This window comes from Bacillus sp. cl96, from assembly GCF_900100505.1.
GTDB classification, from domain to species: domain Bacteria; phylum Bacillota; class Bacilli; order Bacillales; family Bacillaceae_G; genus Bacillus_A; species Bacillus_A cereus.
The window spans coordinates 137856-150920 of record NZ_FNDM01000005.1 but is presented as its reverse complement, the minus strand read 5'-3'; the positions used below and the strand labels follow the sequence as shown (position 1 = coordinate 150920).

Below are 13065 nucleotides of genomic sequence, written 5' to 3'. Positions count from 1 at the left end.
AATTCAGTAAAATCCTTTGTAAAAGGGGAAATGGCATGGGGAATCCATTAGCAATGGAAGAAATGCTTCATATTATTCATGCAGGGCTTGTTAAAAAAAATAACCCAAAACGGATTACGATTGCAGGTGCAGGGATTTCTGGATTAGTTGCAGGTTCTTTATTAAAAGAGGCTGGGCACGAAGTAACGATTATAGAAGCAAATAACAGAATAGGTGGCAGAGTGTATACGATTCGGGAACCATTTAGTGTGGGTTTATATTTTAATGCGGGACCGATGAGAATCCCTGACACCCATAAGTTAACCTTAGCGTATATTCATAAATTTAAACTACCTTTAAACCTTTTTATAAATAAAACTTTTGCAGATATCATTTATACGAATAACATTCAAACGAGATTGAATGTGTTTGAAAATGATCCAAGTGTACTTGAATATCCGGTTTTGGATAAAGAAAGAGGAAAAACGGCAGAAGAGCTAATGATTGAAGTATTAGAACCAATACTAAATTACATTAAGAAGGATCCTGATAAAAACTGGCTTATCGTTGAAAAAAAGTATAAAACGTATTCGCTTGGTTCATTTTTAATGGAGTATTATTCAGATGGTGCGATAGATATGATTGGGGTACTTCTTGATATGGAAGCTTATATGGGAATGTCCTTAATTGAAGTATTACGTGAAATGATTTTCTTTACTTCAACAACGAAATATTATGAAATAACTGGTGGAATGGATAAGTTATCGAATGCATTCTTACCACAATTAAGGGAACATATTTTAATGACGTATAAGGTTGATAAAATTATACAAGAAGATAATAAAGTAATGTTACAAGGAAATCATGAACAAACGTTAGAGCAATTTACAATAACAAGTGATTTTGCTATTATTACAATTCCATTTTCAGCGTTAAGATTTGTAGAAGTTCAGCCATACTATTTATTCTCTTATTTTAAAAAAAGAGCAATTCGTGAATTAAATTATATTGCTGCAACTAAAATTGCAATAGAGTTTAAAAGTAGATTTTGGGAGAAAGCGGGACAGTGTGGCGGTAAATCTATTACTGATTTACCGATACGGTTTACATACTATCCGAGTTATGGCATTCATACTCCAGGACCAGCTATCGTTATAGCAAGTTATACGTGGGCAGATGAGGCGTTAACATGGGATAGTCTCCCGCAAAGAGATCGTATTCGGTACGCATTAAAAAATTTAGCGGAAATATACGGTGACATCGTCTATAGTGAGTTTGTCACTGGAACATCTTTTAGCTGGAGTAAAAATCCGTATTCTTGCGGTGCATTTACAGCTTTCGAACCAGGCCAAGAGCTCGAGTTATTTCCGTATATTACACCACCATCTGGAAAAGTACATTTTGCAGGAGAGCATACGACATTAACACATGGATGGATGCAAGGGGCAATTGAGTCTGGAGTTAGAGTTGCATATGAAGTAAATGAACAGTGAATCTCTTATATTTACAAATGGTCATTCTTTTAATAAAATGATAAATATAAATCGTAATTATTACGCTTTGAATACATTTGAAGTAAAGAAATGGATGGTCGGTTGAATGAATAAAGTGGAGATTCATATATTAGGTGGTTTTTTAGGTAGTGGAAAATCAACATTATTACAAAATTTATTGTTAGCAGAGAAAAAGAAGAATAGAAAAGTTGCAGTATTAATGAATGAAATTGGTGAATACTCAGTAGATACAGATATTATTGGAAAAGAGAATGTTTTAAGAGAACTTCTTAAAGGATGTATTTGTTGTACGTTAAAAGAAGAGCTTGAAATACAATTACATTCGTTATACCAACAAGAAAGACCAGATGTAATTTATATAGAAACGACAGGTGTTGCGCATCCAATTGAAGTGTTAGACGCGTGTGTCTCGCCAATTTTAGCTCCTTTTCTGGAAGTGAAATCAATTGTAGTCGTTTTAGATGCAGTAAGGTGGTTAAATCGAAGTATATTAAGTGCAAATGTACAACAGCTATTGCATGAGCAACTGAAATTTGGTAGTCACATTCTTGTTAATAAAGCAGATTTACTAACAGATGAAGATAAGAATACAGTATTTGAAGAAGTAAAGGCAATAAATGATCATGCGAAAATGTATGAGACAAAGTATTGTAATATATCTTTAAAAGATATAGAAGAAGCAGAATTTCCAAATGATGAGGAACACGAGACACTACATGTCAAACAGCATTTACATATACAAACAATGACATATCAATTTACGAAACCGATTGATCAAGACAAATTATATGAATGGCTTTCGAATTTACCAGATAGTATTTATCGAGTGAAAGGTTTTGTGAAATTCCATGGAGATAAATACCCTCACCTATTCCAATATTCGTTCGGAGTACCAACTTTATTAGAACAAGACTTCGGTTTCCCGACAAACTTAGTAGTAATAGGAGAAGGACTAGATAAGAAACAATTGGCTGAAGGGTTAGAGAAAGTAGAACTTAACTCTAATTAAGGGGAAAAGACTAACTTAAAAATAAGTTAGTCTTTTTGTATGGTCATTACTGAAATGAAACAGTATTTTCAATTGGATTGCAGAATATATATTGATTGTATGTCCGTTTCCATTACATAGGAAGGTGATTATATATTTGTGCCGAATGTAGAGGGTACTACAAGAGTTTTCCATTATCTATCGAATTAGTTAGTCATGATTACGGACAGGGGATTTTGGCGTGTTTGATTCTATCAGAAAGTAAAGTATGGGGAGGATCACAATGTCGATGAAAAAACGTAAGTGGCTAAAAACAATGTTTACTGGTTGTGTTTTAGGTTCGTTATTAATAACGGCAGCTTGTTCAGGAAAGAAAACAAGTACAGAGGATGAAAAAACGATTAAGGTAGGAGTCCTTGCTTCTTTAACAGGACCGCTAGAATCGTATGGAAAACAAACAGTGAACGGATTTGAATTAGGGTTAGATTATGCAACTGGTGGAACTGGGAAAGTAGATGGGAAAAAGATTAAGTTTGTTGTAGAAGATACAGAAACGAAAGCGGATGTAGCAGTTAAAAAAGCTACGAAGTTATTAGAAGAAGAGAAAGTTGATTTTTTAGTTGGATCGTCTAGTTCAAGTGATACGTTAGCGGTTTTACCACTGGCTGAAGAATATGAAAAGATTATGGTTGTAGAACCGGCAGTTGCGGATAGTATTACCGGGAAGAACTGGAATAAATATATTTTTAGAACTGGAAGAAGTTCCTCACAAGATGCGATTGCAGGAGCAGCAGCAATTGCGAAAAAAGATGTAAAGATTGCAACATTTGCCCCAGATAACGCTTTTGGTCGTGAAGGGATTGCTGCATTTAAAGCGGGTGCGAAAAAATTAGGTGCGAACATTGTGAATGAGCAATACGCGGATACAAATTCAACAGATTTTACAGCGAATATTCAAAATATCATTAGTTCAAAACCAGATTATTTATTTATCGTTTGGGCAGGGGCAAATTCACCTTGGAAACAGTTGAAAGATATGAATGTGGAAGCGCAAGGTATTAAAATTTCTACAGGTGCGCCAGATATACCAGCATTAAAAACAATGGATGCATTAGTAGGTATGCAAGGTTTTTCTGTATATTATCACACACTTCCAAAAAATAAAGTGAATGATTGGCTAGTTGAAGAGCATAAAAAACGTTTTAATGGTGCAGTGCCAGATTTGTTTACAGCAGGAGGAATGTCAGCAGCAATTTCTATTGTAGAAGCCTTAAAGAAAACAAAAGGTGATACAGATGTAGATACCTTGATTAAGAAAATGGAAGGAATGGAATTTGATACACCGAAAGGAAAGATGAAGTTTAGAGAGAAGGACCACCAAGCGATGCAGACACTGTATTCTATCACATTGAAAAAGCAAGACGGTGTTGATTATCCGGTGCCAGTGTTAGAGCGAGAATTAACGATGAAAGAAACAGAACCACCAGTTCAAAATAAATAGACTGAATTTTCTGTTGTTTTTGTATAAAGAGGGGGGACTCTCTTTATACATATTTCTTTCATACTCACGGCTTTAAAGGGAGGGATTTCGTGACACATTTGCTAGAGACGAAAAATCTTAGTGTATCTTTTGGTGAACATCAAGTTATTAAAGATGTAAATTTAACTGTCCAAAAAGGAAAGCTCATTTCTATTATTGGGCCAAATGGTGCGGGGAAGACAACGTTATTTAATTTACTAAGTGGACAGATTTCACCCACAACAGGTGAAGTGTATTTTAAAGGGCAAGATATTACAAAACTATCGATTTCAGATCGAACACGCTTAGGAATCGGTCGCTCTTTTCAGCTTACAAACATATTCCCAGAATTAACGGTACTTGAAAATGTCCGTTTAAGTGTTCAATCATTCGTACAAGATTACTATAGTTTTTTCCCGAGTTCAGCAAAATTAAAGCAACAAGTTGGAGAGGCGAGACGTTTCTTAAAAACAGTATTACTTCATGAAAAAGAGAACGTATTAGCGAAAGATTTGGCACATGGAGAGAAAAGGAAGCTAGAACTTGCGATGTTATTAGCTTTAAAAACGGATGTGTTATTACTTGATGAGCCGACGGCAGGTATTTCGGTTGAGGAAGTCCCTGCTATATTACAAGTGATTGAAAATATTAAGAAACATCCAGAGAGCACAATTGTACTTATCGAACACAAAATGGATATGATACTAGGTTTGTCAGATCATCTTATCGTTTTATTTCATGGAGAGTTATTGGCTGAAGGATTGCCAGAAGAAATTATGAAAGATGAGCGTGTACAAAGTGCTTATTTAGGGGGATTATATAGTGGCACTATTACAAGTGAATAATATAGAAACGTATTTAGATCAGTTTCATATTTTGCAAGGAGTATCTCTTGCTGTTGAGAAAGGGACGATTACTGTACTGTTTGGTAGAAATGGGGCAGGGAAAACAACGACATTACGTTCAGTGATGGGGTTTCACCGCATTGCAGATGGTGAAATTTATTATGATAGTGCAAAAGTGAGTGGATTACCTACACATTTAATTTCAAGAAAAGGAATAGGGTATGTACCAGAAAATCAAGGTATTTTTCATGATTTGACAGTAGAAGAAACTTTCGCTCTTGCTAGGGGAAAAGGTGAGGAAGTAGAAGGGAAAATAGAGTGGATGCTGGAACTATTTCCGGATTTAAAGCAGTTTTGGAATAAGAAAAGTGGGCTCTTGAGCGGAGGGCAAAAGCAAATGTTGGCTATTTCAAGAGCGTTTATTAATAGTGATGGATTATTACTTATTGATGAACCGAGCAAAGGGCTATCTCCGATAATGGTGGAGAAATTAATGGTAGCTATTTTGAAGATGAAAGAGAAAACAACAGTTTTACTTGTTGAGCAAAATTTTATGATGGCCAGTCAAATTGGCGATTATTTTTACATTATGGATAACGGACGAATTGTTCATAACGGTTTTATGAATGAATTAAAAAAGGATAAGGAAATGTGTCATAAATATTTAGGAATCTCTTAACATGAATCCGAGGTGAAAAGGATGGATGTGTTAATCAATTTATTTGTAAATGGGATTTCAACAGGGATGCTCATTTTTTTGTTAGCATCAGGTCTTTCACTTATTTTTGGTTTAATGAGCGTTTTAAACTTTGCACACGGTGGTTTGTTTGCATGGGGAGCATTTACAGGTGTTTGGTTATTTAATATGACAGGAAGTTATATATTAGCTTTAGTTGGAGCAGTAGCCATGGGAATGTTCCTAGGATTTATTTTAGAAAGGTTTCTTATTAGGCCGGTATATGGAAATCATGTTCGACAGCTGCTCGTTACGCTTGGAGGAATGCTCGTTCTTAGTGAGTGTATTAAAATATTTTGGGGGCCAAACCCTATTAGTGCAAAATTACCGTTATGGTTACAAGGAAGTTTTACATTCGGAGGTATTATATTAATTAAATATCGTCTATTTGTTATTTTGATTGGGATAATTATTTACATTGCACTACTACTATTACTCAAAAAGACGAAGATAGGTCTTATGATCCGTGCAGGTGTAATGGATAAAGAAATGGTTCAAGCGCTTGGTATTAATGTAAAAGCGATATTTTCTTTCGTCTTTTTATTAGGGGCAGGGATGGCAGCTTTGGGAGGATTCTTATTAGCGCCGTATTCGGGCGTTATTTTCGCCGAGATGGGCATGCAGTATGCAATTTTAGCTTTTATAGTAGTAATTATCGGTGGATTAGGAAGCGTTCAAGGTTCAGCTATTGCTTCTTTAATTGTCGGATTAGCTGGTGCTTTTACAGCGTATTTTATACCAGATTTATCACTTGCAATTAATATGTTAATGTTACTATTTTTCTTAATAGTGAAGCCAACTGGACTTGTTGGTGAAAAGGGGTGAAATGGTGAACAACACATCGGACCGAATTAAAGTATACTTCGGAGTATGTATGCTCATTTGTTTAAGTGTATTTCCGTTCGTAAATGATTCACGGAGCCTGTTAATTTTGTTCACTCAAATCTTCATCTTTGCTATTTTTGCAATGAGTTTTGATGTATTGCTTGGGTATACAGGAATTGTATCGTTCGGTCATTGTATGTTCTTTGGGATAGGAGCATATGGGGTAGCGCTTTTATTTGATCGACAAGGCGTATCAATAACGAACTTTTTAATTGGAATAGTAGCTGCAATTATCGTTTCAGCAATCGTTAGTTATATAATTGGTTTGCTTTCTTTACGATTGAAAAGTCATTTTTATGCAATGTTAACACTTGCTATTTCACAGCTATTTTTTGTACTTGCTGAAAAATGGCGTGGGCTTACTCACGGAGGAGATGGTTTTACATTTGGTGTACCAGACGTATTCCGTGATCGTTTTACGTTTTATTATGTAACACTTATATGTTTACTTATCATTTTTGTTCTGTTACGTCTTTTCACCAAATCTTCTATTGGAAAAGTATTAAAGGCAATTTCCCAAAATGAGCAACGTGTTGAAGCACTAGGATATAAAGTGCTTCATTATAAAATTATTGCTAGCATTGTTGCAGGAGTAGTAGCTGCGATTAGCGGTGGTTTATTTGTTATCACATTGCGTTTTGTTAATACGACTGTATTTTCAATTGAAATGACATTAAATGCATTATTGATGACGATGATTGGTGGGGTTGGAACGTTAATTGGAGCAATTGCAGGAGCTGGAATTATTGAATCTCTAAAATATTATTTATCAGAACTAGCTACAGAGTATCCGATCTTTGAACGATGGACGATTATTCTTGGTTTATTGTACATTATCGTATTGCTAGTTTTCCCGAAAGGATTAGTTGGCACGGTTAAGGGACTGAAGAATATGAAGCGGAATAAGAAGGAGAAAAGTGCAGAAGTGGAGCAAAATGTGTGAAAAATCAATTGTATAGAATATGAAAATCCCTCTTTTAGATTCATAAAGGAGGGATTTTTTATTAACCGAATAGTTCATCAGGGATTTGTTTGAAAGAGTTTTGATTTGTAAAAAAATGAACAGCTAATTTTTCAACTGGAACATCTTCAATTGGTACCAATTTATCATTTTTAATCGGCAAAAAGGCTATCCCTTTTCCGTCCTGAATAAACTCTTCCATAAGCGAATAAGAATCTAATTGTTGAAGTTGACGCTGAGATAAATTATTTTCTTTTAGAAATTGTATCGTCTTATTTCTAAAAGGGCACTTTTTGTCATTGCTAACGAAGAAGAGTTCCTTTGAATAGTCAATGATACATTTTTCTTGATCTTTTAGTAAGCCTATAGAAATTGAAGTAGTAAATACTTTTTTAAAACCTGCACCAGAATCATCCTCATAAGTGATGACCATATCAACTTTTTGTTGCTGCAGTAATTTTGGCAAATGACTACTATTTTCTACATATATTTGATAATTCATGAAATTTTCTTTAATACGCTTACTTAAATAATTAGTCAAAATCGATTGTGACGTCGCGATTATATAAGAAGACCCACTTGTTTTAATTTTATCTTTCGCTTCTTCTAATAGAGTTAATATTTGATTCGTGTAATCTAATAAAATGTCACCAGAAGGTAATAAGGAAACGCCTTTGTTATCTCTATGTAGTAAGGGTGTTTCTAATTCTTGTTCTAATTTTTTGATTCTTTCAGTTACGTTCGGTTGAACATAACCTAACTCTTTAGCAGCTTTACTAATAGAACCCTCACTGGCTACAGTTTTGAATATAATAAGATCATTTATTTCCATGTATCTCAGCCCCTTATGCACTATCATTATAAATGATACCAAACATAATTTATACCTATTTTACGTTAGCTGCTTATCGATTTATCATAATGTATATAAGATTGAAAGCGAGTGATAAACATGATTGGAATGCAATATAAGGTCATTTTGCCAAAGGATTATGACATGGAAATTATTAAGAAAAGGGTAAAGGATAATGGTTATAAAACTGATGGTTTCCAAGCACTAAATTTTAAAGCTTATTTAATTACGGAAACGGAGAAAGACGGGAATTTTTATAACTGCTATGCACCTTTATATATTTGGAATGGGCATGAAGGGATGAATAAATTTATATTTGAAGGGTATTACGATAATATTTTACAAACGTTTGGTTGGCAACAAATACATATAGGTGTTCCATTAGTTGTTAATCTAAGTGATGATTTTAAGAAATGTAAGTATGTTGTTGAATACGTGGGGAGTATTTCTCAAAAGAATTCATTGATTGAAACTCAATTTAACTTTTTTAATAAGAATGTCCAGAATACAGAAAATTGTAAAGGGAATGTAATAGTGTATAACCCAGATAAGTGGGGATATAGTCAGTTTGAATTTTATGAAGTAAAGCCTGAAATTGAAGAGATAGAGGATATTACATTATATGAGGTTTTACACATTTCACAGTAGATGCGGAATTGAAATAGAAATAAATTATTTATAAAAAATCCATTTTGATTCAAGTAATAATGTTCAAAATGGACTTTTCTTAATTATCTTATGTATATTCAAAACAAATTACTGCTTTTCTTAATTCTTTATTAAAGAATAAGTAAATACGATCGGCACCATAAGCTTGAAAATAATATCCTGTAACAAATCCAACATATGTAAAGGGATGTCCATATTCATCTTTTGGTACATATAGAAGATTCGTAAAGTCAAAAATTTCGTCTTCGTTATCGCAGTCTTCTAATAATTCTTCACCTTCTTCTGTCATAAAACGAACATCATCTAGGATACCATTTACCACAGGATAATTTAATCCCCAGCCATTTGTTTGTTTTTCAACAAACTCTTGTTCTAATACTTCTACAGATGTTATTTCTTTTCCTAAGCTAGAATAAGGATAAATTTTTTGATTACGTTGAAAATACTCTTTACGGATTTGATAATCTCTTTTATTACTCTCATAGGCTTGTTCTATTATGTCAGAATTATTTTGTTCGATTTCGAAATAATTCCAATCCGCTTCAAATTTATATTTTCCATTAATGACATCGAATCCTAATGTATCTGCTTTCGTAAAATTTGTGTGAAATGGTTTGGTGAAATCACCCACGCAACCATCATGGATTTCTTTTGCTGACACAATATGTACCCATTCGTCCAATTCCGGTTCAATACATTGTAAGTTTATAGAACAAATGGGTAAAAAGTGCTTTTTATGTTGTTCCAAATCATCATAAAATATGTCTTCATATTCAGGGAATGGTTTTATAAATTGTTTAGAAATATGCATGTTCTGCCCACCTTTACATTAGTGATTTGTTTAATTTTATCATTTTATTTTAATTTTTTCTTATTTAAAAATTTATGATACACATAGTTATGGGAATAAAGAGTTCGTAAGTAAGGTGGATGTCTTATTGTTAAAATTTTATCATATGTCGAACAGTTGAGAGATGAAGCAAAGTAAGACTTCATACTTATACATAGCCTTATTACATTCGACACATAACGACAATATGCTGTTCATTTATCTGTTAGTATAATATATAGTTTTTGAGGATTTTTATCATTTTTACATTGGGGGAAGGGAATTTATGTTTAAAAAAATCGCAACAGTCACTTTAGCAGGGACGTTAGCTTTCAGTTTATCGGCATGTGATGAGAAGAAAGAAGTAGCTAAAACTGTATCAAATAATAAGAAGGAAGAGCAAAGTAGTGCCAAAAAAGAAAATACGAAGAATGAAGATACAAGAGAATATAATGTTGAAAAAACTACTCAAATTAGAAATCAAAAATTAACAGTCCATAAAGTACAAATAGCACAAGTGGCAGAATATGATAAGCTGGAAAAAGGTAATGAGTTTGTTATTGTTCATGTTACAGTAGAGAATATTGGTAATCAAAAAGTTAGAATTAATCCATTAGATTTTTACCTTGAAAGAGGAGATGGAAGTATCGTGGACCATACATTTTCAACTAGTAATAAAAACGTTTTTAAAATTAAAGATGTAGATCCAAACGGTAAGATAACAGGAGCCATAACGTTTGAAGCGAAAAAAGGTGATTCTAATCTTGAATTAATTTATAGACCTGATGTTATGTCTAAAGAGGAAGTAAAGGTAGAACTTAAATGATATATCCTGTAAAAGCCCAATTGGTGTAAACAAGGGTTTTTTATGCAAACTTATACAGGTTTTACATGAAGACGGTATGCTCAAATGAATTTACGCTACGATAAAAGAAAATAATAGATTAGATGGTGTGAATTTCAAACATACGGTTTTGAAAACAAAAAATAAATGCATGATAAGGATTGGCGTTGGAGCTTAATCCTTTTTTTATGAAGATGTAGAGAATGGCAAGTAGAACTAATACTACACGAGTGATGCCTTTAGTTAAGTAAAAGTAAGTTGAGTTATATAAAAAATGTGATTTTCTCTTGCATTACTATCACTTGAGTGGTAAAGTGATAGTAAGATTCACGATAGGAAGTGATCAAACATGCGTGATAATACGATAGGGTCATTAATATGGTTACGTTTAATACGATTTACGAACCAAAGTAATCAATTGTCAAATGAGTTTTTAAAACGTTTTGATTTAACGACAGCTCAATTTGATGTGCTTTTGCAAATACGTACGTATCAACCACTAACACAAATGGAGTTAGCTGAAAAGGTAACTGTTACACAAGGTGGCATTTCTCGAATGTTAACTCGTCTTGAAAAAGAAGGATATATTGTACGAAAACAAGATTGGAAAACGAAAACAATTAGTCTTACAGAGCAAGGAGAAGCAGCTTTAGAGAGAGCATTGCCAGAACAACTTGCATTTCAATCTTCGTTTTTTGATGATGTATTAAATGAAGAAGAGCAGAAAATATTATACGAGCTGATGACGAAAGTTCATAAGCATAGCGAAAAAAAAGAATTACCGCAAGAGTAATTTTTTTTACACTATCAATTGACTAATCAAGTGATGGTGTAGGTAATACGGAGATAAACTTGACTTACCAACGTTTTTAGAAAAAAACTAATACTACTTTATTAAAGGGGAGAGTAACTATGGAAAAATACCGTATAGATACAAGAAAAGGAATTGAGTTTGGATTATATTCAATTGGTGATCATGTTTTAAATCCACATAATGGGGACAAAATTACGCCAGAGAAAAGAATTCACGAACTAATTGAAACAGCTAAGTTAGCAGATGAGGCAGGGCTTGATGTGTTTGCTGTCGGCGAAAGTCACCAAACACATTTTACAACGCAAGCTCATACAGTTATTTTAGGTGCGGTCGCGCAAGCTACGAAAAATATAAAAATTGCAAGTTCCGCAACGATATTAAGTACATCTGATCCAGTTCGAGTATATGAGGATTTCGCTACCATTGACTTGATTTCTAATGGACGTGCAGAAATTGTGGCTGGTCGTGGATCTCGTATTGGAGGATATAGTTTACTTGGTTATGACGTGAATGATTATGAAGAATTATTTGAAGAGAAGATGGATCTTTTATTAAAAATTAATAACGAGGAACATGTAACATGGAATGGACAGTTCAGAGCACCGCTCGCACATGCATCGGTTATTCCAAGAGCGAAAAATAATAACTTACCAATTTGGCGTGCAGTTGGAGGTCCACCAGCTAGTGCAATTAAAGCAGGACGTGCAGGTGTGCCAATGATGATAACAACACTTGGTGGTCCAGCAATTAACTTTAAAGTGTCAGTAGATGCTTACCGCGAGGCTGCTCAGCAAAGCGGATTTGATCCAGCTAGTTTACCAGTTGCGACAACGAGTTTATTTTATACGGCAAAAAATTCACAAGATGCACTTAGTGAATATTACCCTCACATTAATGCTGGTATGCTTACACTGCGCGGTGATGGGTATCCGAAACAGCAATTTACAAATGCAATAGATTATCGTGATGCTTTAATGGTTGGTAGCCCACAACAAATCATTGAGAAAATGCTTTACCAATATGAATTGTTTGGCCAACAACGCTTTATGGCACAAATTGATTTTGGCGGTGTACCATTTGATAAAATTGAGAAAAATATTGAATTAATTGCTACTGAAATTTTACCAGCCGTTAGAAAACATACAGCAAAATAAATAAAAAAACTGAGAGTTTAATCGACTCTCAGTTTTTTTATTTGTTCTGGAAAAATGACAAAAAAATGAACTTTTAGTCGAGGAAGAGGGAAGTTGTTTTCTATTTTTGAATAACATTATTTCGAGTTTGAATTTTGAAAATAAATTTTTCTCTTGACAAAAAATAAGCATTTATCGTGGGTGCTTTCGAGGACATTTTTCCGAGTAAAAGTCAAGCGTATGAAGAAAAAACGATTGTTTTATAGATATAAAAGTAAGAAGTATATTGAAAAAACACATTTTACTAATGAGAAAAATCTGATTCAAAAAAATGACAAAAGACATATTTCAGACAAAATGATGTCAATAATACGTCAAAAATAACCTGAATTTACTATGCAGGTATATTATACAATTCGATTAACGAATAAAACACTACAGAAATAGTGAAAAGGTAAAAAATAGCATTACAATAGTTTGAAAAACTGAAACTTCA

At 33.6% G+C, this 13065-nt stretch carries 13 protein-coding genes; 11 read left to right on the top strand and 2 right to left on the bottom strand.

Annotated elements, in window-relative coordinates:
* Window positions 1-35: 35 nt before the first annotated feature.
* From BLT20_RS13315 to BLT20_RS13280, 7 genes are all read left to right on the top strand, one after another.
* Window positions 36-1472: a flavin monoamine oxidase family protein gene (locus tag BLT20_RS13315; protein ID WP_000528003.1), complete on the top strand. Its 1437-nt coding sequence runs from the start codon at window positions 36-38 to the stop codon at window positions 1470-1472.
* 106 nt (window positions 1473-1578) lie between these two features.
* Complete coding sequence (locus BLT20_RS13305; protein WP_001044939.1) at window positions 1579-2502, top strand: CobW family GTP-binding protein; 924 nt, start codon at window positions 1579-1581, stop codon at window positions 2500-2502.
* A gap of 262 nt (window positions 2503-2764) precedes the next feature.
* The gene (locus BLT20_RS13300) at window positions 2765-3982 is read left to right on the top strand and encodes a substrate-binding domain-containing protein (protein ID WP_000061996.1); all 1218 of its coding nucleotides are present in this window, start codon (window positions 2765-2767) and stop codon (window positions 3980-3982) included.
* A gap of 89 nt (window positions 3983-4071) precedes the next feature.
* Entirely contained in the window at window positions 4072-4845 is a 774-nt protein-coding gene (locus tag BLT20_RS13295) for an ABC transporter ATP-binding protein (protein WP_000149338.1), read from the top strand.
* Window positions 4823-5524, top strand: a complete 702-nt coding sequence (locus tag BLT20_RS13290; RefSeq protein ID WP_001196696.1) for an ABC transporter ATP-binding protein — start codon at window positions 4823-4825, stop codon at window positions 5522-5524. The genes BLT20_RS13295 and BLT20_RS13290 overlap by 23 nt, the downstream gene beginning before the upstream one ends.
* A 21-nt stretch (window positions 5525-5545) precedes the next feature.
* On the top strand, window positions 5546-6406 hold the full coding sequence (locus tag BLT20_RS13285) for a branched-chain amino acid ABC transporter permease (protein WP_000382787.1): 861 nt from the start codon (window positions 5546-5548) through the stop codon (window positions 6404-6406).
* 49 nt (window positions 6407-6455) lie between these two features.
* A complete protein-coding gene (locus BLT20_RS13280; protein WP_002040965.1) occupies window positions 6456-7409 on the top strand; it encodes a branched-chain amino acid ABC transporter permease in 954 nt (317 codons plus the stop codon).
* Window positions 7410-7470: 61 nt separating this feature from the next.
* Here the strand turns inward: BLT20_RS13280 and BLT20_RS13275 are convergent, their stop codons facing one another.
* Window positions 7471-8259, bottom strand: coding sequence for a LysR family transcriptional regulator (locus BLT20_RS13275; protein ID WP_000405005.1), 789 nt, complete (start codon window positions 8257-8259; stop codon window positions 7471-7473).
* Window positions 8260-8379: 120 nt separating this feature from the next.
* On the opposite strand from BLT20_RS13275, the gene BLT20_RS13270 reads away from it, so the two are divergent.
* Window positions 8380-8928 (top strand): DUF4865 family protein, encoded by a 549-nt coding sequence (locus BLT20_RS13270; RefSeq protein WP_000579896.1) that lies wholly within the window; start codon window positions 8380-8382, stop codon window positions 8926-8928.
* An 88-nt stretch (window positions 8929-9016) separates the two neighbouring features.
* On the opposite strand, the gene BLT20_RS13265 is transcribed toward BLT20_RS13270, so the two are convergent.
* Entirely contained in the window at window positions 9017-9760 is a 744-nt protein-coding gene (locus tag BLT20_RS13265) for a hypothetical protein (protein ID WP_000548215.1), read from the bottom strand.
* A 304-nt stretch (window positions 9761-10064) separates the two neighbouring features.
* On the opposite strand from BLT20_RS13265, the gene BLT20_RS13260 reads away from it, so the two are divergent.
* The 3 genes from BLT20_RS13260 (at window position 10065) to BLT20_RS13250 (ending at window position 12590) form a co-directional block, all read left to right on the top strand.
* Window positions 10065-10604, top strand: a complete 540-nt coding sequence (locus BLT20_RS13260; protein ID WP_000473156.1) for a DUF4352 domain-containing protein — start codon at window positions 10065-10067, stop codon at window positions 10602-10604.
* Window positions 10605-10971: 367 nt separating this feature from the next.
* Complete coding sequence (locus tag BLT20_RS13255) at window positions 10972-11415, top strand: MarR family winged helix-turn-helix transcriptional regulator (RefSeq protein ID WP_001205510.1); 444 nt, start codon at window positions 10972-10974, stop codon at window positions 11413-11415.
* A 119-nt stretch (window positions 11416-11534) separates the two neighbouring features.
* Entirely contained in the window at window positions 11535-12590 is a 1056-nt protein-coding gene (locus tag BLT20_RS13250; protein ID WP_000417543.1) for an LLM class flavin-dependent oxidoreductase, read from the top strand.
* Window positions 12591-13065: the final 475 nt, after the last annotated feature.